We start from the raw sequence: 26726 nt of genomic DNA on the forward strand, positions 1-26726 counted from the left end.
GCGACGCGTTAAAAAACGATCTTACCCATTGTCCATTGAAATCGACAGACGATCCGGCGGGAAAAAAGTGATTGTTTCATTCACCCGCCGTGCCCGACCCGTAAAACGACCGGTACCATTTAACCTGATATGACCGCATATGCCCGCCGGCGTTGCGGCCACTTGGCATCAACCCATCCAAGGATTGGAAACAAGATGAATACTCCTTATCTCAACAGTAAGAACTTTCCGGCAGTCGATTCCGCCTCGGCGGTCATCCTGGCCACGGAACTGGAGACCCTGCTGAAAGAAGATTATAAGGGTAATATGTTTGCCCTTTTGGGCGGCTACCAGCGCATCCTGGCCGACAACCGGCAGCATTCACGCTGGCCCACCATCCACCGGAAACTGGAAACCCTGTTCAAATGCGGCACCGATGCCACCGTCGACGGCCCCATGATCGGCATGTCGGTGTCCATCCGGGACAGCGATTACTTCCGTGAAACGGCAAAGCTGATGGGCCGTACACGTTCCAGCCTCGCCAATATCGAGTGGATGGCAAGCGCCTGGAACATGACCTTTGCCGATACCGGCCTCTGGATGGGCAAGACCTTCGAGCCGGTGTCAAAGGCCGTGGTGGCGGACAAGACCGATGGCGACAGGGCCACCCTGGAGGCATACTGTCCTGCGACCAGCCGCATCGGCCGTAACTATTTTCGCGAACCCGGGCAGCCCGACCCGCTCCAGCGTCTGGGCCTGCCCGCGCTCACCGCCCTGTGGGGGCTGAAACCGCGCCCCCTGTCCACCTCGGAGAAAGGGTTCGATGGCCAGTTGACCATCGAGAACCTGGAAAAGGAAGTCAATATTCCCTATTCGATGACCGGCGGAATTTTTCTTGCCGCGCCCGGACGGTCCGTGGTGCCGGAAATGAACGAAAAGGCGGTCTACCAGCTCAACTACCGCTGGCCGAAGCTCGGCCCCACCTATCCCATGACCCGCCTGATCGATGAACTGGTCCAGATTGCCGAGGGCATCTATCTGGGACAACTGGTGTTCGCCACCCGGCATTACAGCCTGGGCAGCTTGCACTTTCCGGACCGTCCCGGAATACCGGCCATTCCCCTGGGCAAGGCTTACGCGGGTGAGAAGGAGAAGACTGAAGGCACGCTTTTCGATCTCTTCTCCGGAGACCGGACCGTTGACTACGGCTACCAAAACAACGGCTATTTTCTCATGATGGATCCAGCCTATGCAAAGGCGGTATATGCGGATAGCGCCTTTCCCCAGCTTCGGCCCCGCCGGGGAGAGAGCGGCTACCGCGAATTGGGGTATGACGTCTCCTCGCCGGATCGTGCCGGTGCCGCGCCCGGCCGTGCCGCCGGCCGCTGGCCCGAAGTCACGGAATGGATCGACGGCTGGCGGGACCATACGGACCTCAAGGAGAAGTTTACCACTTTCCTCCTGGAACCGGACCTGCCATCGTCGTCCGTGGAAGCCATACAGGCCATGCGCCGGGATGGGGAATCGATCCTGCAGATGCTTCAACGCATCGGCCGGGAAATATCCGAACGCACCGCCGGCGACGACCGTTTGCGCCATTTCGAAAAATTTCACCGGCTATTCCGGGCCGGCGTGGCCCCGCAGGTGGTCGACGGCCTCTTCCAAGGCCATGGACGCCCGGGCTACAACTGCCGTATGGACGGCACGGAGCCGCGTGACTGGTATGGTCAGGCGGACGTTGCCCACGGATTCGGCTACTACCACGGGGCCAACCTCAACCTGCATCTGGGGTTCAGGGAAACCCTGCACGGCTCCGGTGATTCGTCCTTCGAAGAGAACGAGCTGTTTCCCGGCACCCTGGCCGGCCTGTTGACCGGCGAACCCGACGCACCGCCCAACGTGCTGGACATGGTCTGGCACAGCATCGGGAAATACATCTTCCCCTGGGCGGGAAAATCCTTCGAACGCATCAGCGGTCGCAAACTGAGCATGTTCCTCGACGAAAGCCCCGACCTGGCCAAGCGCTACCCGGCACGCGTCCGGGAGCTGAAAACCCACCTGGCCAGTGCGCCCCACTACGCCCTGGTGAAGAAGGCCGCCGGGGGGCACTGGAAAAACCCCGGCGTTTATGCGGCGCATCTTGAAAACGGCAGCTGGGACCACGGCATGAGCGATGCGGACAAGGCCTTCTGGGAAAATGAAGCCGCCACGCGATGGGTCGACGGCAACAACATCCAGGACCGACGCATCATCGCCGCCGATCCCCTGATGCGCATCATCGACATGAACTACCGCATCCCCGACCCGTCGCTGCAGGCCATTTCCGAAGCCGGCCCGTCGCCCTTCGCCCGGCAGGGATACATCTTCCTCGGAACATCCGACCGGGAATCGATCCTGCCCATGAACCACAGTGACGGACGCCGGAAAAAGGTCTTCCAGTTCCACTACCGCTACCCCATGGTCGGCGGGCCCGTGCCCATCGGACTGTGTCTGGACGAGCTGGTCGAAATCGCCGACGGCCTGTTCCTGGGCCAACTCATCTACGCCACGGCCCTGGACGTGCCCTACCACTCGTCCGTCGACCCGGCCGAATATAAATATCAGCTGTTCGGCTATTTCCTGCTGCTGGACGACGCCTGGGAGTACCACCGCCGGGCGATCGGGTTGGATGTTTGGCAGACGGAATTTCATTTAACAGAGTAGTGCAGGGAGGATACAAACATGTTTGGAATCGCCGCCATCGACGTACTGATCGGACTGGTCACCATCTATCTCGTCTTTGCCCTGGCGTGCACGGCCATCGTCGAGGCCTTGTCGTCCTGGATGAACCTGCGCAGCAAAAACCTTGAAGCAGGGTTGAAAGAACTTCTTGACGGTGAACTGGAAGCGAACAAACCCTTTGTCGACGCTTTCTACGCCCATCCGCTGGTCCAGGCGCTGAGCAAGGGACCGGACGGACGGCCCTCCTATCTTCCCACCGACGTCGTCGGGCGGGTGATCCAGTCGCTGCTGCTGAAAAACGGCCCTGACGTATCGCTGGTCAAGGCAATCGAGAGACTCCCCGATATCGCGAAGACGGGTCAAGCAACCCGGGTCAAGGAAATGCTAAAAACCTTCGTGGCCCAGGGAGAGCTGGACCTGATTTCCTTCCGCAAGGCGGTCGAGACCCACTTCGATGCCGCCATGGACCGGGCCGCCGGCTGGGTCAAGCGCCGACAGCAGACCGTCGCCCTGATCGCTTCCGCCCTCCTGGTCCTTAGCGCCAACGTAGACACCCTCTCCATTGCCAAAGCACTCTATACCAATCCCGAGATTCGTGCAGGCCTGATATCCCAAGCCGAAAAAATTATCGAAAGCGAATCGGCGCCAACGGCGATGCAAGATACAGCGCTCCCCGGTTCAGGCGTAATACCGGCGGTACTCGCCATACCACTGCCCGCCGCCGCATCGGATCCACTCTTGGCCGCGCAAAGGCAGGAACTTTCCGAGGCCATCGCGGCCTATAACAAGGCCAAATCGACGATGGAAAACGCCGGTCTTCGCTTTGGCTGGGAAACCCCGCCAAAAGGATGGGCGTGGGTCCATAAAATCGTCGGCCTCTTGATCAGCATCTTCGCCATCGCCCTTGGCGCGCCTTTCTGGTTTGATATGCTTAACCGCTTCATGAAGGTCAGACAATCAGGAAATTCTCCGAGTGAAAAGAAAAAAAAGGAAATATCATGATTTCACCAACCGAAACGACACGCGATTACGAATGGCAAGGCGACTATCATCGTTTCTCTTTATTGGGGAGACCATGGAGCGGCTGCTACGCACTCCCCTGGCGCAGTTATTTGACAGCAAAAAAGACCTCATCGGTGAAAATCCCTGCCGAAAAAGGGGGAGTCATGAAAAATCGACGTATCTTTTTCGCTATCTTACTATTTACATCCTTTTCCTTTGTTCCTCTTTCTGCCTACCCTGGCACCTATCATATCATGCTGCAGGGATTTCACTGGGAGTCTAGTGCCGTACCCCAGGGATGGTACACGATTATTCTTGAGAATTCCCAACGGATCAAAGAGACCGGGCTTAATCTTGTCTGGTTCCCTCCCCCGTCTGCATCGGCGTCACCCCAGGGGTACGAGCCCACGCAACTGCGAAATTTACAAAGTGCATACGGCACTGAGGCCCAACTGAGAGAAGCCATCCGGGTCTTGAGTCCCGAAGTCAACGTGCTTGCCGATATCGTCATCAATCATCGGTCCGGCACCAACGGCTGGGCGGATTTCACCAATCCCGACTGGTCCACGTTTACGATCGTCCGTGACGACGAATGGGGTGGAGAGAAATCCATCAACACCGATCTTGGCAATCCGGCCCCCTTCTCCCGGGACCTGGATCATAAAAACCCGGAAACGCAAAACGGAATCAAATCCTGGATGGCGTGGTTGAAAAATGACGTCGGCTTTGCGGGCTGGCGGTATGACATGGTCAAGGGCTATGCCGGTTGGGCCATCGAAATCTATAACGATCATACGCTGCCGGCGTTCGCAGTCGGCGAATACTTCGATGACGATACGGCAAAAGTGATCGACTGGATCGATTCCACCCACCGCGAATGGCAGAAAAGAACGACGGCGTTTGACTTCCCCTTGAGAAACGCTCTTTACCAGGCGATCGCCTGGGGCAATTATGACTGGCTGAAATATCACGACCGGGGAGCCGGGGTTATCGGCCTCTGGAGCGACAAGGCGGTAACCTTTATCGAAAACCACGACACGGAAGAGGCCAGAAACAGTGCCTACGCGCCCCCATTTCCCGACGGGGATCAGACGCTTCAGGGATATGCATTTATTTTGACGCACCCCGGAACCCCTTGTGTGTTCTGGAAGGATATCTTCGATACGGGTCCGGAGCGTGAAAGGCGAATCAAGCAGCTTATTTCGATTCGTAAAAGCTACGGCATCCATTCGGAAAGCAAGGTCTGGATCGACAGGGCGGGCAAGGGGGATTGCTATGCCGCCTACATTTTCGGAGATCATGGGGAGATAGCGGTCAAAATCGGTCCGGGAAGCTGGTCTCCGACGGGAAGCAGGTGGGACCCGGTGGATGATCTGCTCACCTCGGGAAATGGTTATGCGGTATGGGGAGAAGACGGTCCAAAATGAGCCTTAAGAGCCTGTTTGACAAATCCGTCTAAGGCCCGCTAACGGCGTTGAAAAGTGTCTCAAAATGCTCACATATTACGTATATGCTCCGCTTTCGAGCCACTTTCCGCCTTGTTATCGGGCCTGATCCAGACTTCTCAAACAGGCTCTAAGACAGATGATCAAAAGGCCGGCCAATCCGCCGAGTATGTCGGCGACCAACATCCGGAGGCACTGTGCCGGGCCTGCCGGGAACCGATTCAACCAGGGGCCAGGATTTGCCCCATTGCCGCTCTCCGCAGGCCAGACACCGCTGGTGGCATGTCACCGGCACGGTGTTCAAGTGGGTGGGCGCAACCTCCGCCATCCTCTCTCTGCTGTCCTTGTCGATCCAGCTCAGTGAGATCTTTTAAAATAGTCTTTGATGAGAATAGAGAACAGGACGTGGTAGCGCGGATTGCATTTGAGAGTCTTCTACAACCCAACAGAGCTAAGGTTGCCGGAAATAAATAATTCCACCATCCTGCTTGTCTTTGTGCCCGTCTACCGCGTTGCCGACACCGGCACATATACAAAGTTTAAAAATGGCAAAGCTAATAAAGTTTCCTGTATTTCATGCAATAGATATTTTACTTCCATTGCCAACAATTTTCCAGTTGCCTGTTATGAAAATAGCTCTCCATTGTATGTTGTTTAAGGGAGAGGGAATGATACGGCATTGGATGGTTATCTGGACTATTGTTCTAATGAGCGTTCTAATTGGTGGAGCTACAGGAGTGCCCCAGACAACGGCGGCCGATGAATCGAACGCTGGCTGGGTAAGCAAAATGGTTTCCCTTCAGGGTCGTGTTCGGGTCAGACGAAAGGGAGAAACAGTCTGGCAGCCGGTCCTGCTCGACGACACCTTTTTCGTCGGTGACCAGATCTATGTCGAAGCCAACAGCCGGGCCGGCATCCGGCTGGTCAACGATGCCCTGCTGCGACTGGATCAGCAAACGATGCTGATCATGACCGAAATCGAGCAGCCGTCAACCTTTTTCATCCGGTTGATCAAAGGGGCCGTTCATTTTTTCAGCCATCGGCCACGTAGCCTTAAAATTATCACACCTTTCGTCAATGCCATAATTGAAGGTACCGAATTCTTTGTTCGCGTCGATCCCGACCAGACCCGCATCGATCTGTTCGAGGGTCGGATCCTGGCCGAGAACCCTTATGGCTCGCTTCAACTGGTACCGGGACAGGGTGCCGTGGCCCTGGCTGGCCGCGCACCGCAGTTTCAGGTTCTCGTCCGCCCGCGAGACAGCGTCCAATGGGCGTTGTACTACCCGCCGATACCGGCATTGAGCCCTGATGAACGGTCAACCGACATCAACGCCGCGCTATCACTGGCCAATCAGGGGCGAATTCCCGAAGCCCTCACGCGTTTGGAAGATCTGGAACCTCAAGCGCGAAGTGCCCGGTTTTTCGTTTTGCGTGCCGCACTGCTGCTCTGCGTTGGCCGTGTGGTCGAGGCCGGATCCGACATCCGCCGGGCCCTGGAGGTGGACCCTGCCAGCGGGAATGCATTGGCCTTGCAGTCAGTCATCGCCATCGTTCAGAACCGCAACGCCGATGCGCTGCGGCTGGCCCGGGAAGCGGTGCGACTGGCCCCCCGCTCGGCGGCGGCGCAGATTGCCCTGTCCTATGCGCTGCAGGCCGATCTCGATTTGCCGGGGGCGCTCGAAGCCGCACGAAATGCAACGGCACAGGTGCCCGGTGATGGGGTGGCCTGGGCCCGCCTTGCCGAACTGCGGATTTGCGTGGGCGAGTTGGACAAAGGGGTAGAGGCCGCCCAGAAGGCCGCCGATCTGAGCCCGCATACGGCGCACGCCCATACGATCCTGGGATTTGCCTACCTGACCCAAATCAAGACCGGCAAAGCCCGCGATGCATTCAATCATGCCATCACCCTGGATTCGGCCGCGCCATTGCCGCGGTTGGGTTTGGGGCTGGCCACCATCCGCGACGGCGATCTGGAAGAAGGCCGGGCCCAAATTGAAATCGCCGCCGGCCTGGATCCCAACAATGCCTTGATCCGCAGCTATCTGGGAAAGGCTTATTTCGATGAGAAACGTGGACCGCTGGACGAACGGCAGCTTGAGATTGCAAAAAGTCTTGATCCTAACGACCCTACCCCCTGGCTCTACGATGCCATCCGTTTGCAGAGTGCCAACCGGCCGGTGGAGGCGTTGCAGAGCCTGCAGAAATCGATTGAATTGAACGATAATCGGGCAATCTATCGGTCGCGTTTGTTGCTGGATGAGGACAGAGCAGCGCGTGGAGTCAGTCTGGCACGGATATATGATGATCTCGGTTTTGAGCAGAGGTCCCTTGTGGAAAGCACTAAATCCTTGAGCATCGATCCAACCAATTACTCTGCTCATCGCTTTTTATCTGACACCTATATGCGGCTGCCACAGCATCAGATCGCACAGGTCAGTGAGCTCCTGCAAGCCCAATTGCTGCAGCCGGTCAATATCAACCCAGTGCAACCGAGGCTGTCCATTAAAGGGATAAGCACGGTCTCCGGCGTTGGTCCGGGAGAAGCTGCCTTCAATGAGTACACTCCATTGTTCGAGCGAAATAAGCCTCAATTGACGGTGGCCGGCATAGTCGGAAACAATGATACCTACGGCGATGAAGCGGTGCTCTCCGGAATAGAAGGTCCCTTCTCTTACAGCCTGGGCCAGTTTCACTACCAAAATGATGGCTTTCGGGAAAACAGCAATGTTGAGCATGATATTTACAATGCTTTCACGCAGGTCGCCATCACGAACAAGATGAACATGCAGTTCGAGTATCGTCGCCGCGAAACGTCCCAAGGGGATCTTCGGCTTTTCCTATACCCGGCTACTATTCCGCCACACAGCAGGAATCTGGAACACGACATCTGGCGCGCCGGCTTGCATTTATCGCTCTCATCCCGGAATGATGTTATCGCGTCCTTCTTCTATAGCGACCGCAGAGAATGGTATCTGAGCGAAGTTTCAGATCAGCGAGTGGAGAACAACGATGGTAGGGAGGGCTATGATACCGAAGTACAATATCTGTTCCATGAAGATACGTTCAACGTCTTAATAGGTGGGGGTGCATACAGAGTCGATGCTGAGTATGAATACACAATGACTACTGAGGAGATCCCTCTGCCATTTCCGTTTCCACCGATACCTGCAACTTCCACTTCTGAGAAGGGTAATTATGCAATCAATGGTGACACCCTTTATATTTATGCGAATATAAAGGTTCCGGAATCGATTGTCTGGACATTAGGTCTCAGTTACGAAACCTACGAGGATACCGATATGCGTTTCAATTTGGAACGTGTGAACCCAAAGCTTGGCTTGCAGTGGGATCTCACTGAAAGGTTTCGCTTCAGGGCAGCATATATTAGAAACATCAAGCGGATGTTGGCCGTGGATCAAACCATCGAACCGACTCAGGTGGCAGGCTTTAACCAATTTTTTGATGATATCAACGGCACTTGGTCAAAGCTTTCCGGGATCGCAATAGATGCAAAACTAACGAATGGGCTTTACACCGGCTTTGAATTTATCCAGCGTGATCTTTCCGAAGCATCAGAAAGAGATGAGAAAACATATCGTGGATACCTTAATTGGGCACTATTTTCCAATTGGTCCATTAATGCCGAATATCAATTTGAGCGCGATCTTTTGTCTTTTGAACTGGAGACGACTTCAGTGCCGCTTGAAATTCGCTATTTCAGCCCGATAGGCTTCTTCGGTCAGATCGGCCCAACGTTTGTGTGGCAAGAGATGGGAACTGGAACCGAGCCTCAGGAAAAAGTAAAAGATGACTTCGTGGTCGTCGATGCCGCAATCGGCTATCGCTTGCCCAATCGCCTGGGCATGATAAGCTTTGAAATTTGCAATCTCCTTAACGAGGAATTTCGTTTCCAGGATGCCAGTTTTAAAACATCGGATAAATTTAATGTTATTCAGCCGTTTTTGCCGGAGAGAACGTTTTTTGTCAGAGTCGTGCTGAACTATTGAGCTGTTGACTGCAGGTTGCATGGTGCAAGACGAGAGAAAGAGAAACTGACAACGATTCTATTCTGTAGCATTCAAGATAATGTTTTTGGGCTGCGTTATCGGTCGTCGCAGTATTACAATACGGCTCCCTCCCTCTGGCCTTGCCAAAAACATTATCTTAAATACTCTGTTATGAATGTAGATGGGATGGCAATTTGTAAAAATAGCATTTGGGCAATTTTTTACAATACCATCATTTTCACAAAGGAGGAAATTGGCGATGAAAAGGTTCATATTATTAGGGGCTACATTTTTTATCGGTATGATAGCAGGATCGATTGCTGTGTTTGGGTATTACCATAGTAACCCCATCATCTGTTTATGTCATGAAGGTGAGGGAGGAGTATACTGGACCGGAAAAGACTGTCCAACGGATGTAAGGGCAGCATTAAAGGAAAAATTTGGAGGCCAGTGCCCCCTCCCGTAAGATGATTGATTTCATTTCCCGACAAAATAGGCTATGAGAACGACCCTGGACTGCTGTGCGTACAATTGCCGTTGCCCGGATTAAGGGCAACATGATGTCGATCCCAAAGCAGTAACCGAAACAAGGTGTCTTTCACAGCCTGCAATGATCAACTATAGCATTCAAGATAATGTTTTTGGCAAGGCCTTAAGGGAGGAAGCTGTATAATGATTACCGCGACGACCGATAACGCAGCCCAAAAACATTATCTTGAATACTATACAACTCGTTAATCCTCTTTAACGGGATTCTTACTGTCTCCATTTTGTTGAGTTGAATTGTGAGTGTAATCACACCATTGGTGTGAGTATCGTCATATCCTTGGGCCATGATGAGCGTTACTATCAGTAACATACAAAAACTTCCCAACTGAAGCAATAAAACTCTGATCAGTCTGCGTGGTGTTGGTATTATCCGTGTTTTTTTGTCGACTACCGCATACAAGCATGGGCCTAGACTCAGTTTGTCTTTCATGGTGATAATTGGCCATACCAGGCCTAATGCCAAACGAGAAGAGCAATTCAATTTCGATCTCCTACAGCGAAACAGAGATGGCATGATAGAAAGAAGAATTTCGCTAAAGTTGGTCACACGAAAACGGTCTTGAGGAAGATCTCCCCATTCCTTGAATCCGTTATCGACAGTCGAACCGGACAGATGGTCGGGGACACGAACAGGCAACCATAGACAGAAGGAGGACGCCATGGGTTTAGGACGCTACAAAAACGGAAAATTCGATCTTATCCTTTCGTTACGCCACAATGCCGATGCCACACGGATCGGACAATGGGAGCGTTCCTTCCGTCGCGCGTCGGAAATTCTTTTCGATGCAACCGACGGACAGATGCAGTTCGGAAAGCTTTATGTGGCAAACAACAGTATCGGAGGGACGGAGGCTGATGCCTGGCTTCTGCCCGATGAAGGTACATCGTCGTCTTTTGTTAACGCCCTGGGGATACCTGGGCTGCACATGAATCTCAAGTCGGACGAAAAAAACAAACCCTTTGTCGTGATTCATGAATTCGGTCACTACGGATTCGGGCTGTACGACGAATATATCGGTCCGTCTGGTTCAGCCGAGTGTACAGGGACGACAAGCGGTGGTGCCTGCATCATGGAGCACGGTTACTGGAATGGCGATCAGATCGCCGACGACGGTACGCTCACCCCGGGCCCGGTGAATGAGTTTTGTGTCGAAGACAACCACGATCCGGACAGCGATACGGACCAAGAGAGTATTCATGGGGAGCCATGCTGGAACACCATTCACACCAATTTCCCAGATGTTGCGATCCCGGACGGATTGCCCGGCGGACCGGTTCCCGGCGGTCATGAAGACGTCGATTGGATTCTGCTGGCGGAAGACCCGCGCTTCGTCCTGCTACTGGACAAGTCGGGGAGCATGTCGGCCGGCAACGGCATCAGTGGCGTTCGATTCGGTGCCGATTACTGGACCCAATACCTCGCTACTTCCGGTGACAGTCTCTCCATTATCGCCTACAACCACGGTCAGGATGTCATCCTACCCTTGACCAGCCTGGATGCAACCACCGATCTGGGATCTACGCTCACGGCCATTGGGAGTATCACACCGGGTGGAACTACCAATGTGGGAGGTGCCCTCGACAGCGGGCTGATGCAAATTTTGAGTCCGGGGGACCGGGCGGCCACGCAAGTCGCCATCCTTTTCTCGGACGGATTGCACAATACGGGAACGCCGCCGGAGAGTGTGGTTGACGATTTGGTCGAAAACGGGGTGCGGGTTTACACGATCGGGTTCGGACCATACGCTGATCAGGCCCGACTGGAACAGATCGCCGATGATACGGGAGGACGATTTGAGTTCATCGATGCCGATCCGGATAGCGATGCGGGGCAGCTCGAAATTCAAAATTACCTGATCGAAATTTCTGGAGAAGTAAGGGACGGAAGTGGAATTGTAACCATGATGCCGGGCTTGCTGCCCGAACCGGCAGCGTCGGAATTTGCAGCGGTTAAAGATGTGGTTCGCCTGAAGGGAAGCTCCAAGACGACCCTGGCCGCTGTCGGCAAGATCCCCCTGGCTTTTCGGGTGCGCTCGACGGGCTTCGATCACAGAGCATACATCGAATCGGGATCCGATCGGGCTACCTTTGTCGTAAGCCACAAGGAAGGAACCGCTGTGAATTTTTTCCTCACCGCTCCAGACGGCACCCTGGTCAACCCGCAAACGGATACGGACGTCACCCTAGTGAATCCAACTTACGCTCCCTACGCGTTCTATGTGGTACGCAAACCCGCCTCCGGATTCTGGACGATGCGCGTAACCCGCGGTCAGGCTACCGGTGCGATTCCTTTTAAAATCTTCGCATTCAGTGAGAATCGGGATATCGCCTTTGGCATCAATGGTATCAATCGCGCCTATAGGGTTATGGATACGATAAAGCTGCAAAGCCAAGTTGTCTTCAAAACCCCATTGACTGCGCTACGCAGCCCCATCGCCAGCATTGATCTCAAGCCCCCCGGAACCAAAACGCTTACGGTGGGGCGACTGGGTCTCCTGAAGGGCGCGCAGACGGTTGTACTGAAAGAGCGAACGGTGAAAACCCCGGTATCCGGAAACGCCTCCAGGTCCCTTGCCCGTGTGGCCAACGGCGTCTATGAAAATGTCCTGCAATTTGATGAGCCAGGTTCCTACTCGGTGACCCTCAAAATGGTGAACCAGGGTAAAGCAACGGAAGCCGAAGCAGAGGCCGAACGCAAGCGGGACGGGGAAAGCGAGCCGGCCCGTGAACCGGCACCCATGTTCATCCGTACGAAAAGGTTCCAGATACATGTCGGACCGTTGCCTGAAGGCAAAGATGTGGAGTCCGGTGATCAGTCCCCATCCGGCAGCGGTTCCAGTAGCATCACCAAGCAGGGCACAATCTTGAAAACGTCGCAGATTTCCAAGGCGAGTGTCGGCTCGGGTGGTTTTCATGTCGACATCGGCTTGGAGCTTCGGCCGTCGGAAGAGTCATCCGGCTAAACTGCCTATACAGACCTGCGTTAAGGACAGACATCTCTCATGTGGGCAGTCTACCGCAGGCGCTATTCCCGGTGTCAAGAGGCACGAAAAAGGCGAATCCGAATGAACATATGGTAGCAAAATGAATGGAGGGGTAGAAGTAAAGGTGAAAACACGCTAACGACGCCATTTCTATTATCGCCGGATGGTATGCGGGTAATTGAGATTCACCCAACCCATCGTTGCAACCTGAAATGTTTGCACTGTTATTCCGCGGGTCATTCAAACAGCGCTGAAGATCTTATCCCCGAGGATATTGAGGGCTTCTTTCGGGAAGCTGCCGAATTGGGTTACAACTTTGTCGGCGTTTCCGGAGGGGAGCCCCTCCTCTGGGACGGACTCTATGCGTTTTTGCATGATGTCCGTGAATTGGGGTTCTCGACGGCGATTACGACCAATGGGACCCTGATAGATGAATCGTCTGTCAAACAGCTGCGTGACCACGTAGGACTCGTTTCCGTCAGTGTTGACGGGCCACCTGAACAGCATGCGATCAAAATTTAAGCGAGACAGTGCCGTTCGTCGATCTGGTTCCTTCTTTGGTCGTGGAAGCCGACGGTCTTATCGTTCCCTTTATCTACGGTTTTCCCCACTGTTGGTCGATTGGAACGATCTATGAGCAGGGATTCGCCGAAAGGGCCTGCAACTGGCGAAAAACGGCGATGCCATCCATTAGAACCCTGCTTCGCACTACTCTTGATCGACTTGATGGCAAGAATGCGACATACATTGATTTACTAGGCGAATTGCTGATTACCGCATGTGAGGACTAAGGCGATTGGCGAATACTATGGGGCCCGCTGGAAGATCGAAGCCTTGTTCAAGGAATTGAAAAACGACATCGGCAGCGCTGACACGCAAACCCGTCATCCGCAGGCCGTCAGCAACCATCTGCACTTTTGCATGCTGGCGACCGCCGCAATCAAAGTGCTCGAGAAAAGGGAATTGGTCAGCAAAAACGGAGAGTACCGGATTTATGACCCCGTTTTTTGTAAATGGATTGAAAAGATCGGTGCTTGATTGAAAGGGCTGAAAAACATACGCCTTAATCGAGCCTTTTTGACCACTTTGTCTCTCTGCCATCACACAATATTTTCCAGAACACTTCCCATGGCCCGGGGAAGTTGCCGGATCAGTTCCAACACCTGGCTGGCTGGAGAGAGGTTGGCCAGCAACCCCGCTTCCCGGTTGATCCGGGCCGCCGCCATGGCCGCTTGGGGGATGGACAGGTCATGGACACCGATCAGGGCCGTTACCAGGCCGGTTAAGGTATCACCGGTGCCGCCCATGGCCTCCATGGCGTCGACGGACGGCCGGTCAACGGCATGAAGCACGCCTGAACGATCTGCCAGACGGTCGATACTCCCCTTGACCAGCAGGTTCCGGGCCGCGTTATCGTGGGCATAGGCCCGCTGGATCAGATCGGGCACCTGGTTTTCGTCGTGGAGAATGAACCCCCGGGTATAAAACGGATGCGGTGCGGCTTCATCGGCCAGAAAGGCAAGCTCGCCCACATCCGGGGTGAACAGGTCATAGGCCGGTGCACTGCCGCTCATTTTGGCGGCATACATGAAGCCGGCGTCGGCGATGAGCAGGGGCGGGCGGGACATCCGTTCGACGGCAAACAGGACCCGGTTATGCCAGTCCACATCCGGTTGCAGGTAGTGGAAGGTGATGCTTTCCAGATCATAGCGATCCAGATGGTGCGACAGGAATTCATACAGGCGGCGGCTGCCGTCTCCCAGGCCGATATCCCCGACCAGAAAACCGATCAACGGCCCTTGGCCGGTGATCGCCATTGCTTCGACCGCCGCCGCCAGCAGCGCTGGTGTCCCGCGGTTAACGGACACCCGTTGCCCCTCAATGTGCACCGCATCCCCGGATAGAGAAACCTCACCCACGGTCAGGGGAAAATCGGCGGATGGCACGGTGCCGACTACGGCGCGCATTGGTTCAGGGTCTCCGCAAAAGCCAACTCCAGGGCATAGCCGCACAGGGTGTGTCCGATAGCCCTTGGCCGGGGCGCATCGTCAAGGGTTCTGCCCACCATTTCCTGGGCCAGGTAAGGAACATCCGGGCAACCGCCGCCGGAGATGTTGACGATCCGGCGGCTTTTCTTTTCGACCACCAGTTTCATGTTGGCCGCGCGCACCATCAGATGTTCCCCAAAGTCTTTCACCTGGAAAAGGCCCACCGGTTCCAGCAGCGGTCCGGTGACCGGAACCACCGACAAGGGGGTGAGATCGGCCTGTTCGAGCAGCCGCAGAATATTCAACTCCTCGATCAGGGGGAAGGTGATCACCAGGTCGCAGCCGGAGTGGATTTCCGGAGGTGGACCCATGACCTGGACGTGCCAGCCTTCCTTCTTCAGCCGATTTTCCGCCTGAATCACCTCGCTGGTGTTTTCGAACACCAAAAACCCGCGATCCTCATGGCGCACTTCCACCGGCCGCTGGCCCGGTGCCGAGCGTTTGAAAAAATTGAAAAATGCCACACTCAGGCCCTGTTAATGAAAAGTTGATAGCCGTCGCCGTCCGGATCGATACGGGTGACCGTGCACCCCTGGCTCTGGGCGGCGCGGGCGACGTTCTCCTTGGATGTGTCCGTGTCCACCAAAACAACGATTTCTGTATCGCTGCCTTTTTTGATTTCGTCAAGGGTCATCAGTACCGGCTGCGGACAGGACAGGCCGCGGGCATCAATGGTCGTACTCATGGGTAGCCTCCTCTTAGGCTGGCGGAAAGAAATAATTCCACCATCCTGCTTGTCTTTGTGCCCGTCTACCGCGTTGCCGCCACAGGCACATATTCCCGATATGCACCGGTGGCGGCGCCTTGTAGACGACCCCAAATCCGGCGCGATCTGGCGAAATTATTTCTTTCCGCCAGCCTTAGGTCGTTTTTTTACGCATGCTGAAGCCGATGAACAGGCAGACGGCAAGACCGATGATCACCGCGGCGATACCGTGGGGGCCGACCCCCTTGGGCGAACTGGCCAGGCCGAAATTGTGGGCGAACCCCGCGCCGACGATCATGCCCATCACGAAAACGGCGGCATCTCCGTCCCCTTCACCGGACAGGAACAACTGGCGGCCCGGGCAACCGCCGGCAAGGGCGAAGGCCAGCCCGGCAAGCATCATCCCTCCGAAATTCCAGAGTTGCATGGTATGCGCCACCGGTTGTCCGGCAAAGCCCGGATGGAACTGTTTCAGCGCCAGGTTGGTCAGGAAGGCAAAAACCACCAGGCTGATGAATCCGGTAAGAAGGTGAATCTGACCGAACAGCACCAGGTCGCGGATGGCCCCCATGGTGCAGAATCGGCTGCGCTGAGCGATAAATCCAATCCCTAAACCGACGATCAGGGCCAGAAAGAGTGGGGCATGCATGGCGCCGGGCCCTTTTAGGCTGTAAAAAAGGATATCGTTTTTCCCCTGTCCCTCGACTTGTGGGAAAACCAGCATGAGAATCAGGAACCCGAGCATGATCAGCGGCAGCATCCATCCGACGGCGGCGTGGGTGGTCTGGGTTCGGCCAAGATTGTACCCGTTTTTCAGGAAAAGTGTGCCGATCCAGATCCCGGCGGTCAGGCCAAGCAGACCGAAAATGGCGTTGCCGTCACCACCGGCCAGCCTCAGGACGGCCCGCCACGGGCATCCCAGGAAGACCAGGGCGCCGATCATGGCAAAGACGCCGAGGACGAAGCGCACGATGGGCGCCGAGCCCACGCGGGGCCGGTACTCTTTAAAAAGGTAGGCGGCGATCATCGCTCCGATGACAAAGCCGATGATTTCCGGGCGGATGTATTGCACCACTCCGGCGCGGTGCAGCCCTAGGGCGCCGGCAATGTCCCGCTCGAAGCAGGCCACGCAGATCCCCATGTTTCCTGGGTTGCCCAGTTTCTGAAGCAGTGCGGCCAGAATGCCGATAATGCCGCCCACGCTGATGATTCCCCAACGGCTGGCAAAAAAGTTTTTCATCGCAGCAATTTCCTCCTTCCACCGATTGCAGGCTTTTGTATTGTTGGCTTTTATTATGAGTAAAAGCCCACGTCGCATGGAATGCAGGCGAAGTCCAATTTATAATTTGAATACACCGGCAGGGTGGTATTCGAACATTCAATATCATTGTCTCGCGTGGATATCAGTGTTTAAGATAATGTTTTTGGTAAGGCCAGAGGGAGGAAGTTGTATTATAATACTGCGACGACCGATAACGCAGCCCAAAAACATTATCTTGAATGCTATAGAATCCCTCTATTTTCTTGACAGGAGCATCCACCCCCACTAGTATGACTGACGCGTTAGTCATATCAATCCGTTGCGAGGACCATGCATGTCAACCAAACCTCGGCAGAGAGACACGAAAACCGACCTGATCAATGTTGCCATCGATATTTCCCACGCAAAGGGATTTCAGAAAACCCGCGTGTCGGACATCGTGACCGCGGCGAATGTGGCCCAAGGCACCTTCTATCTTTACTTTAAATCCAAAGATGATATTTTCCTGAATATCTGCACTGAATTCAAATTCCATTTCACAACAGCCTGTTCTACTTCATCGAATTGAACAACAGCATTGATGTCGGGACATTGATCCGCCAGATGACCGCTTTTATCCTCGGCGGGCTCAGGAAGAACGGCGGGCGTGCCCTGCCATAGAGACAACGTGGTGGCTGTGCGAACAAGATGGCCATCGCATTCCAAATGGCATGGGGGAAAGAGCTTTGCAAGGCTTTCCCCGGGTGCAGATGGGAGAACGTTAGGATGCTACCTTCTGGTATGAATACAGGCCGCAAATCATGCCCGGCGAGAATGAGGTTCGCCCGGCCCGTGGGGGGCTTTCTTTTTTGCTTGTTTGTGGGGCTGATTGCCGCGGGCTGTTCCGGTGACGCGCCGGCCAACCCAAACGTCGCTTCCGTGCCGATTGCCATTGGCGATGTCGGCCATGTCAAAACCCTCCGTATCGTTCCGGTCAGCGGCACCGTGGTCTCCCCATACGAGCCGACACGCGTCGCTTTCCTCGTAGCCGGGAAGGTGCAGGAATCGTTTTTCCGGGAAGGAGAGTTTGTCCGCAAGGGGGCCCTGATGGCCACCCTGGATCCATCGGCTTACCGCTTTGCCGTGGATGCTGCCACGGCAGCCGTGCGGCAGGCCCGGGTCGCCGCCGACCGCGCCGGGAACGAATACGAACGCATGGCCTTTCTTTTCGAGCGCAAGAGTCTTGCCCGCAATGATTTCGAGAAGTTCAAAGCGGCCCGTGACGCCGCCGTTTTGCAGCTGGACCAGGCCGTCGCCGCCGCAAGGGTTGAGAAAAAGCGGCTTGCGGATGCCCGGCTGGATGCCCCGGTGGGCGGCTATGTTTCAAGACGCCTCGTCGAACCGGGACAGAGTGTGGCGGCGGGTATGCCCGTCTTCGAGATCGTCCGTCTCGACCCCGTGGAAATCCTGGTGGGCGTGCCGGAAACGGACATTCACCGGGTGGCCGTGGGACAGAAGACGGTCGTCACCCTGCCGGCGATGCCTGAGACGACCTTCGAGGGGACGGTTCGCATTATCAACATCAGCGCCGATGCGGGTACCCGAACCTACATGACCCGCATTTCAGTCCCCAATCCCCAGCACCTCATGCGGCTTGGCATGGTGGCGGAGGCCGAAATTATCGGAGGCGGGCAGCGGGACGCCATGACCCTGCCCGTCGATGCCATCGTCCGGGACCCCCAGGGGGCCACCCAGGTATTTGTCTATTATCCTGACCAGAAGCGGGTCTATGCCAAACGGGTGGCCGTCGGCGCCTTGATCGGGGACGGTGTGGAGATCATGGACGGATTGTCCGGCGATGAGGCAATTGTCGTTGCCGGACAGGACCGGTTGCGGGACGGTGTCCCGGTGTCTGTCGTGACGGGTGCCGGAACGGTGAACTAAGACGCTCGGATTGTTTAATTTATTTTTTCCGAGTGCCGAGTGAGGAAACCCACTTGATGAACCCGATTAAAAGCTCCTTGAGATTTCCGGCCGTGACCCTGGTTTTCGCGACCCTGATTTTCACCATCGGTATTTATGCGTTTTTCAACATGCCGCGAACCGAGGACCCGTCCATCACCATCCGCACCGGGCTGATCCTGGCCCAGTATCCCGGTGCCACTGCCCGGCAGGTCGAAAAGCAGGTCACCAAAACCCTGGAACGGCATATTTTCAAGTTTCCCGAGGTGCGCCGGGACAGGACCTTTTCAACAAGCCGCCACGGCCTGGTGGTGATCAACGTGGAACTGGAAGACAATGTAAAGGACACCGATCTCTTCTGGGCCAAACTGCGCCATGAAATGAACGAAGCCGCGGCCACCGAACTGCCTGCCGGCGTCCGGGGGCCGATCGTCAACTCCGATTTCGGCGATACGGTGGCCATGCTCATCGCCGTGCACGGGAAACGGTACGGTTACCGGGAACTTCAGGATTTTGTGGACCGGATTCAAGACGAGCTCCGCAAGGTCCGGCAGATCGGCAAAATGGCCCGTTACGGTGGGCAGACCGAACAGATCCAGGTCACCAGCAGCATGGCGCGCATTTCCCAGCACCTGGCCGATCCCGTCCAGGTGCTCCGGGCGTTGCAGCAGCGCAATGTGATCAGCGAGTCGGGCAGCCTGGATTCAGGACCGGTGGACGCCCCGTTGAGAACCACCGGGGTGTTCGGCAGCGAGGCGGATATCCGCAATGTGATGGTGAACGTATCCAGGGATGGCCAGCCGGTTTACATCCGTGACATTGCCGATGTCACCCGCCGTTATGCGGACCCGACCTTTCTCGTGCGCTGCAATGGCGAGCCGAGTGTGCTGCTGTCCATCGAAATGCAAAAAGGGCACAACATCGTGCATCTCGGCGAACGCATCTCGGCGGTTCTCGGCCGGCTCGAAGCGATGCTGCCGCCTGATCTGGCGCTCGACATCATTGCCGACCAGCCCGCAGTGGTCAAAAACCGCATCACCACCCTGAGCCATGAGTTCCTGCTGGCCATCGGTTCTGTGATCCTGGTCACCATCCTGCTTCTGCCGATCCGGGTGGCGGTGGTGTCGGCCGTGGCCATCCCCGTTACCCTGACCGCGACCCTCGGGATCATGAACACCTTCGGCATCCAGCTTCACCAGGTTTCCATCGCCGCCCTGATCGTGGTGCTCGGCATCATCGTCGATGACGCCATTGTAATTGCCGACAATTACGTGGAGCTGCTCGACCATCAGGTGCCGTGGGCACAGGCGGCATGGCGATCGGCAACGGAGGTGGTCGTGCCGGTTTTCACGGCTACGGTAACCATCAGTTGCTCCTTCCTGCCGCTTCTGATCCTCACCGGCTCCGTGGGCGAGTTTATCCGGGCGCTGCCCCTTACCGTCGCCATCGCCCTTGGCGTCTCCTTTGCCGTGGCCGTCATGCTGACACCGATCCTGTGCCGGTTCTTTGTGCGCCAGGGCCTCCACGACAGCGCCCCCTCCGGTGAGAAAAACAGGACCCACACCTCGCTGTTTGACCGGCTCCAGGGCGTGTACGCAACGGCGATCGAGTTTCTCATGCGTCACTGGACCGTCGCCGTGGCATTGGGCGTGGTTACCGTTGCTCTGGGCATGTTCTTTTTCAAAACGGTTCCGCAGCAGTTTTTCCCTTCGGCTGAACGGAACCAGTTTGTCATCGATGTGTGGATGCGCCAGGGGACCCGTATCGAGGCCACCGACGCGGCGATGCGGCGGATCGAAGCCTATCTTGGCGGTCGTGACGACATCAACCAGTATGCGAGCTTCATCGGTCAGAGCGCCCCCCGATTCTATTACAACGTCAATCCCCAGCAGCCGGATGCCGCCTACGGCCAACTCATCGTCCGGACCCGCTCGGAGAAAGCGACCCCGGCCATCGTGGAGGCGCTCGGCCGCGAACTGGCCGAAAGGGTGCCCGAGGCCATGGTGGTGGTCAAGGAGCTGCAGCAGGGAAATATCATCGAGGCGCCCGTGGAGGTCCGCATCTCCGGCGAAAAAATCGCCGCGTTGAAAACGATCGCCGCCTCCGTCGAAGAAATTCTCCGGGACGTGCCGTTCTCCCGATATGTTCACCGGGATTATTTCAACGACGCGTTTATGGCCGCTGTCAACATCGACACCGAGCTGGCCAACCGGCTGGGGCTCACCAACGCCATGGTGGCCCGGACCCTGTCCGGGGCCTTCGACGGCCTACCGGTGAGCATTTTCTGGGAGGGCGACCGGCCCGTGACCATTGTTTTGCGGCTCGAGGACGATCAGCGGGCCACCTTTGAGGATGTGGACAATGCCTACGTCACCTCTTCCCTTACCCGGGCCAGCGTGCCGCTGCGTTCGGTGGCCACCCTGACGCCATCGTGGGAGACCGGTCGCATCGTGCGACGAAACGGGGTGCGGACCATTACGGTGCAAAGTTTCGTCACCCGGGGGCATTACGCCTCGGAGCTGCTCAAGACCATCCGGCCCAAGATCGAGGCCCTCGCGCTTCCCGACGGGTACGCGATTTCCTACGGTGGAGAAAAATTCAACCAGGACGAGACATTTCCCAGGATGGTGACGGCGCTTTGCATCAGCCTGTTGGCGATTTTCCTGGTGCTGTTGCTGCAGTTCCGTAATGTTCTCGAGCCGCTGGTCATCATGTGCTCCATTCCGCTCATGCTGCCGGGTGCGGTTTTCGGCCTGCTGATCACCGGCAACTCTTTCGGATTCACCGCCTTCGTCGGCCTGATCAGCCTGACCGGTATCGTGGTGCGCAACGCCATCATCCTCGTCGATTACATCAATGAGAAGATCGGCGAGGGGCACACCCTGGTGCGAGCCGCCACCGAAGCGGGGCAGCGGCGCCTGAGACCCATTTTCCTGACCACCATGTCGACCGCCGTGGGGGTGGCGCCCATGATCCTATCCCGGTCAAGCCTGTGGAGCCCGCTGGCCAGCGTGATCGCCGTCGGTCTGATTGTTTCCATGTTTTTCACCCTGTTGGTGGTGCCGGTGCTGTATGTACTGATCTGCTCCCACCTGAAAAAACATACCGTGCCGGTGGCGGCCGTTCTGCTGGTCGTCCTGATCGGGCTGGCCGGTCCTGCCAGGGCCGCCGCCGATACCCGGCCGCTCACGCTGACCGAGGCGGTGCAACTGGCCCGTGCCCGGAATTCGGCCCTTAAGATCGCCACCGCCAAGGTGCTTGAAAGCGCCCGGAAGAAGGCGGCCGCCCGTTCGGATTACTTCCCGAACCTTTCGGACAGTGCCGCCTATTCGGTGCTTTCGGACAACCAGATTATCACCATTCCGGCGGGCGCACTGGGCACCGTTCCCGGCCTGGGTGCGTTTCCGCTGTCGGATGTCGACATCTCACAGGGATCGAGCGCCACACTTCTCAATACGTTGACCCTCAAGCAGCCGTTGACGCAACTTCTCAAGGTGCGGGATGCGGAACGTGTTGCCGCCGCCGAGCAGGGGGTTTCGGAAGCACAGCGATATAAAGCCGAGGTGGATGTTATCTTTTTTGTCAAGCAATGTTATTTCGGACTGCTTCTGGCAGAAAAGCGGAAGGCGACCGCGCGAGCGGCGATTGCCGCAGCAGAGGAGAAACTCCGTGAAAGCAGGGATGCCGAGACATCCGAAACCGTGCTCCCGGTGGCCGTTACCGGTTCACGGGTGAAGCTGCTCCAGGCGCGGCAGTCCCTGCTGGCCGCGGACATCCAGATGGCTGATCGAAGTGCCGAACTCAGCGACCTGACCGGCCTGCCGCTGGATACGACTTACGCGTTGAGCGATCCGGGTTTCGATGCGGCCGATCCCTTGCCCCGGCAATGGTATCTTGACACGGCCATGACCGGAAACCCGGACATCCGGGCCGCCCGGGCAACGGTCGGCAAGGCGGCAAATGGCGTGGATGCGGCCTGGCACGATTATATCCCTGACATCGGTGTTTTCGGCAGCTACATCCATCAGGACGGGGTCTCCTTTGTCAGGGAGGACATCGGCGTTGTCGGCCTGAAGATGGATTGGGAGATCTTCGACGGGGGGAAGAAACGTGCCGTGCTGGGGCAGCGCAAGATGCAGCTGGCCCAGGCCGAGGAAAATCTCAAACGAGTCCGACAGCAGGTGGACGTGGCAGTGGGAAAGGCCTACCGGAAACTGGCGCAATCAAAAATGATGATGGATGTGGCCAGGGAGGCGCTGGCGCTGCAAAACGAACGCCTGCGCATCGGCAGCGACCAGCTGGAGGCCCGTTTGATTACCGCATCGGTCCGCGACGCGTTGGTCGTGTCCCAGAAAGAAGCCGAATTCAATGTTCTCCAGGCTGCTGTTGCCTGCCAACTGGCCATGGCCGAACTGGAACGGGTGGCGGGGATCGGCGTTCCGGATGCTCACGCGGACGCGGAAACCGCCACCCCATGAGAATGCCCAGGCGAACCGCACTTGGAACTTATTCTATAGTATTTAAGATAATGTTTTTGGCAAGGCCAGAGGGAGGAAGTCGTATTGGTATACTACGACGACCGATAACGCAGCCCAAAAACATTATCTTGAATGCTATACAAAATAGGGGGCGCAGGCATGGCCAGCTCTTACAGCAAACCACAATAAACAATGACACCACTGGGAGTTGTAGGAGCGGTCCATGACCGCGAAAAATAGAAAATCGATCTGAATGCGATTGCCCTGTGAGGTTGCCCGAAAGCGGTTGACAGAGCCAGTCATAGCCGGGTATATGCTCTGTCTAAAGCCGTTCGGCAGAAGCTGAACAATTCACCAGATCGTGTTGTAAACCACAATCAAGAATCCAGCCACGAAGGCCATGTCAGCGGGACCCGACCGTCCCGTTTTTTTGCGTGGCTTTTTGTATTTTTTGGACGGATGCAACCCGAAAGGCGCCTATGACCGGCCTGTCTTCGACCATGAAAAACAACGATGCATCGCTTGACAACAACGAATCCGAACCGTCACCGATGGCGCAGCCTCCGGGCCGGGTGACGGCCACTTTTCTCGGTCATGTGCGCCGGAAAAAGATTCTGTTGCTCGGCGGTATTGCCCTGGCCATCGGGCTGGCGATTGTCGCCATCACCCAGGGCGCCTACGACATCACCCTCGATCACCTTTTGCAGGTGCTCTCCGGCGCGGCGGCCGGGCCGGCCGATATCGTGGTCTGGAAGATCCGCCTGCCACGGATCGTTGCGGCCCTGGTGGCCGGCTGGGGGCTTTCGCTGGCCGGCCTGACGATCCAATCCCTGCTGAAAAACCCCCTGGGCTCGCCCATGACCCTGGGTATCAGCCACGGTGCCGCCTTCGGTGCTTCGGTCGCCATCGTGCTGCTTGGTTCGGGACTGGTCTGGGTGACGGTTTGCGCCTTTGCCGGCGCCATGGGATCGACCATGGTGATCATGCTGCTGGCCTGCGTCCGGCGGCTTTCCGCCGATGCCATTATCCTCGCCGGGGTAGCCCTGACCTCCCTGTTCATGGCCGGGACCGTGCTGGTCCAGTACCTCTCTTCGGACACCCAACTGGCCATGGTGGTGTTCTGGACCTTCGGCGATGTGACCCGGGCCAGCTGGAGAGAGATCGGTGTCCTGAGCCTGGTGGTGGTCGGGGTGACCCTCTTTTTGATGCTGCGGCGCTGGGACCTCAACGCCATGGCCGCCGGCGAGGAGACCGCCAGCGGCTTGGGCGTGCGGGTGGCCCGCCTGCGCCTGGTGGGCATGCTGGCAGCGGCCATGATGGCGGCCGTGGTGACGGCCTTTCACGGCGTGATCGGTTTTGTCGGGCTGATCGCCCCCCACATCGCCCGGCGCCTGGTGGGCGCCGACCACGGGCTGGTGATCCCCTTTTCATCGGTGATCGGCGCTCTTTTGCTGCTGGCCGCCGATACCCTGGGGCGGGCGATGATCGGCTCCGGTGCCCTGCCGGTGGGGATCATCACCTCCTTCATGGGGGCTCCCATGTTTCTCTATCTCCTGATCCGGGGGCGGCGATGATCCTCTCAGTGGCCAACCTGAATTTTGCCTACAACAGCCATCCGGTTCTGGACGCGGTCACCTTCAGTGTGGAAAAGGGACAACTGCTGGCGATCCTGGGCGTCAACGGGGCCGGTAAATCGACACTGCTCAAATGCCTCAACCGTATTTTGCGCCCCCAGGCAGGTGCGATTTTTCTGGCCGGCGAGGATCTCCTGGGGCTTTCCCAGAACGCCATCGCCCGGCGCGTGGGCTATGTTCCGCAACAGCACGAACAGCAGCGCCTGACCGTGTACGAGGTCGTGCTGTTGGGCCGGCGGCCGCACATGGGCCTTTCCGCCGGCAAGACCGACTACGCGGTGGTGGAGGCGGTGTTGGCGCGCATGGGCTTGTCGGCCATGGCCCTTCGCCACGTCGATGATCTTAGCGGCGGTGAGGTGCAGAAGGTGATGATCGCCCGCGCCCTGGCCCAATCGCCGCAGATCCTGCTTCTGGACGAACCCACCAGCAACCTCGATCTGAAGAATCAGATGGAGGTGATGCGTCTGGTGCGAAACGTGGTCGATGTCGAGGGGTTGACGGCCGTGATGGCCATCCATGATCTCAACCTGGCGCTGCGGTTTGCCGACCATTTTCTGCTGGTCAAGGACCACCGGATCCATCGGCTGGCCGCACGGGACGAACTGGATGCGGAAACGATCGAGCAAGTCTACGGTCTGCCGGTGACGATGCAGACGGTGGCCGGCCAGCGGGTGGTGGTGCCGGTTTGATGGATGGATGAAAGAAGGAATACGATGGAAGCGGGAGAGGTGTAATGAGAAGTAGAACTGCGTGCATGCTGGTGTTGCTGAGTGTTGTATTGTTTTGTGTTCCGGCCATGGGCGGGGAACGCACGGTGACCGATCTGGTCGGCCGGACCGTGACCGTGCCGGAAAAGCCGGAGCGGATCATCTGCATCGGTCCGGGGGCCTTGCGCCTGATCGTTTATCTCCAGGCCCAGGATGTGGTGGTGGGTGTGGAATCCATGGAACTGCGCGAACCGGACGGCCGTCCTTACTGGCTGGCCCAACCGCAACTCAAAACCCTGCCCGTCATCGGACCGGGTGGGCCGGGAGCGATTAATAAAAAACCGGACATGGAGGCCGTGTTGCGCGTGGCACCCGATCTGATTTTCGTAACCTATATGAATCGCTCACTGGCCGACGAGGTGGCCACGACCCTAAACATCCCGGTGGCGGTCTTGAGTTATGGCGAACTGGCTGTTTTCGATACGGCCGTCTACACCTCGTTGCATCTGGTCGGCACCCTGCTGGAACGCGAGGAGCGTGCCGAGGCGATTGTGACCTATCTCGAGGGGCTGCGTCAGGATCTGGATCGGCGCACGGGCGCCATCTCCGAGGATGCAAAACCACGCGCCTACGTGGGCGGCATCGGCTATCGCGGCTCTCACGGTATCGAGAGCACCCAGCGGCAGTACATTCCCCTGGACTGGAACCACGCCGTCAACCTGGCCAGAAACGTCGGATCGACGGCCGGCGGCAGCCACGTGGTGGTGGACAAGGAGGCCCTTTTGGGGCTCAATCCCGACGTGATCTTCATCGACGGTGGCGGGCTAGCCCTGGTAGCGGAGGATTACCGCAAAAAACCGGACTTCTACCAGGTACTCAAGGCATTCCGGGAAAAGCGGGTCTTCACCCTGCTGCCGTTCAATTTTTATACTACCAACATCGGCACGGCCATGGCCGATGCCTATGCCATCGGCAAGACGATCTATCCACAGCACTTCAGCGATGTAGACCTATTCGCCAAGGCCGATGCCATTTATACGTTCCTGGTCGGCAAACCGGTGTATGCACAGATGGCTGCGGTGTATGGTCCCATCGGCCAGGCGGCCGCGTTTTCTCGGTAAACAATACCTTAAAACAGGTGCCGTGAAGGCATCCATCGACAACCCATCCGTTTCCATCAATGCCTCGGGAGCGGCGCGCACGGACTCGGTGGGCGGCAGTTTTTCTCGATACGGACGGTCATTTCAGAAACAGTCAGGCC

General features: G+C 56.9%; 17 protein-coding genes and 1 pseudogene. 14 read left to right on the forward strand and 4 right to left on the reverse strand.

Features of this window, described 5'->3' with window-relative positions; all coding sequences use genetic code 11:
* Window positions 1-195: 195 nt before the first annotated feature.
* The 8 genes and pseudogenes from GN112_RS13310 to GN112_RS35550 all read left to right on the forward strand — a co-directional run.
* Window positions 196-2682 (forward strand): hypothetical protein, encoded by a 2487-nt coding sequence (locus GN112_RS13310; protein WP_155310672.1) that lies wholly within the window; start codon window positions 196-198, stop codon window positions 2680-2682.
* A gap of 18 nt (window positions 2683-2700) precedes the next feature.
* The gene (locus GN112_RS13315; RefSeq protein ID WP_155310673.1) at window positions 2701-3702 is read left to right on the forward strand and encodes a hypothetical protein; all 1002 of its coding nucleotides are present in this window, start codon (window positions 2701-2703) and stop codon (window positions 3700-3702) included.
* Window positions 3699-5129 carry an alpha-amylase C-terminal beta-sheet domain-containing protein gene (locus GN112_RS13320; protein ID WP_155310674.1) on the forward strand — a complete coding sequence of 477 codons (1431 nt, stop codon included), beginning with the start codon at window positions 3699-3701 and terminating at the stop codon, window positions 5127-5129. Before GN112_RS13315 ends, GN112_RS13320 begins: the two co-directional genes overlap by 4 nt.
* A 755-nt stretch (window positions 5130-5884) precedes the next feature.
* Window positions 5885-9157 carry a TonB-dependent receptor domain-containing protein gene (locus GN112_RS13325; protein WP_162458914.1) on the forward strand — a complete coding sequence of 1091 codons (3273 nt, stop codon included), beginning with the start codon at window positions 5885-5887 and terminating at the stop codon, window positions 9155-9157.
* A gap of 181 nt (window positions 9158-9338) precedes the next feature.
* Window positions 9339-9623, forward strand: a complete 285-nt coding sequence (locus tag GN112_RS13330; RefSeq protein ID WP_155310676.1) for a hypothetical protein — start codon at window positions 9339-9341, stop codon at window positions 9621-9623.
* 742 nt (window positions 9624-10365) lie between these two features.
* A complete protein-coding gene (locus GN112_RS13335; RefSeq protein ID WP_155310677.1) occupies window positions 10366-12669 on the forward strand; it encodes a vWA domain-containing protein in 2304 nt (767 codons plus the stop codon).
* Between the two features lie 189 nt (window positions 12670-12858).
* Window positions 12859-13212: a radical SAM protein gene (locus tag GN112_RS13340; protein WP_155310678.1), complete on the forward strand. Its 354-nt coding sequence runs from the start codon at window positions 12859-12861 to the stop codon at window positions 13210-13212.
* A 279-nt stretch (window positions 13213-13491) separates the two neighbouring features.
* Window positions 13492-13650, forward strand: a pseudogene (locus GN112_RS35550) (transposase); the annotation flags it as partial.
* A 140-nt stretch (window positions 13651-13790) separates the two neighbouring features.
* Here the strand turns inward: GN112_RS35550 and GN112_RS13350 are convergent.
* The 4 genes from GN112_RS13350 to yedE all read right to left on the reverse strand — a co-directional run bounded on the left by GN112_RS13350 (window position 13791) and on the right by yedE (window position 16684).
* Window positions 13791-14657 (reverse strand): NAD(P)H-hydrate dehydratase, encoded by an 867-nt coding sequence (locus tag GN112_RS13350; protein ID WP_155310679.1) that lies wholly within the window; start codon window positions 14655-14657, stop codon window positions 13791-13793.
* Window positions 14645-15202, reverse strand: a complete 558-nt coding sequence (locus GN112_RS13355) for a putative Se/S carrier protein (protein WP_155310680.1) — start codon at window positions 15200-15202, stop codon at window positions 14645-14647. The genes GN112_RS13350 and GN112_RS13355 overlap by 13 nt, the downstream gene beginning before the upstream one ends.
* A gap of 2 nt (window positions 15203-15204) precedes the next feature.
* Window positions 15205-15423, reverse strand: coding sequence for a sulfurtransferase TusA family protein (locus GN112_RS13360; protein WP_155310681.1), 219 nt, complete (start codon window positions 15421-15423; stop codon window positions 15205-15207).
* Between the two features lie 175 nt (window positions 15424-15598).
* Entirely contained in the window at window positions 15599-16684 is a 1086-nt protein-coding gene (gene yedE, locus GN112_RS13365) for a YedE family putative selenium transporter (RefSeq protein ID WP_155310682.1), read from the reverse strand.
* Window positions 16685-17039: 355 nt separating this feature from the next.
* On the opposite strand from yedE, the gene GN112_RS35255 reads away from it, so the two are divergent.
* From GN112_RS35255 to GN112_RS13395, 6 genes are all read left to right on the forward strand, one after another.
* Window positions 17040-17273: a TetR/AcrR family transcriptional regulator gene (locus tag GN112_RS35255; RefSeq protein WP_155310683.1), complete on the forward strand. Its 234-nt coding sequence runs from the start codon at window positions 17040-17042 to the stop codon at window positions 17271-17273.
* Window positions 17274-17518: 245 nt separating this feature from the next.
* On the forward strand, window positions 17519-18628 hold the full coding sequence (locus GN112_RS13375) for an efflux RND transporter periplasmic adaptor subunit (RefSeq protein WP_162458916.1): 1110 nt from the start codon (window positions 17519-17521) through the stop codon (window positions 18626-18628).
* 56 nt (window positions 18629-18684) lie between these two features.
* Window positions 18685-23124 carry an efflux RND transporter permease subunit gene (locus GN112_RS13380; protein WP_155310685.1) on the forward strand — a complete coding sequence of 1480 codons (4440 nt, stop codon included), beginning with the start codon at window positions 18685-18687 and terminating at the stop codon, window positions 23122-23124.
* A gap of 479 nt (window positions 23125-23603) precedes the next feature.
* Entirely contained in the window at window positions 23604-24698 is a 1095-nt protein-coding gene (locus GN112_RS13385) for a FecCD family ABC transporter permease (protein ID WP_231717016.1), read from the forward strand.
* Window positions 24695-25447 (forward strand): ABC transporter ATP-binding protein, encoded by a 753-nt coding sequence (locus tag GN112_RS13390; RefSeq protein ID WP_155310686.1) that lies wholly within the window; start codon window positions 24695-24697, stop codon window positions 25445-25447. Before GN112_RS13385 ends, GN112_RS13390 begins: the two co-directional genes overlap by 4 nt.
* A 44-nt stretch (window positions 25448-25491) precedes the next feature.
* Window positions 25492-26586 (forward strand): iron ABC transporter substrate-binding protein, encoded by a 1095-nt coding sequence (locus GN112_RS13395; protein WP_155310687.1) that lies wholly within the window; start codon window positions 25492-25494, stop codon window positions 26584-26586.
* The last annotated feature ends 140 nt before the right edge of the window (window positions 26587-26726 follow it).

The organism is Desulfosarcina ovata subsp. ovata, from assembly GCF_009689005.1.
Taxonomy (GTDB): Bacteria; Desulfobacterota; Desulfobacteria; order Desulfobacterales; family Desulfosarcinaceae; genus Desulfosarcina; species Desulfosarcina ovata.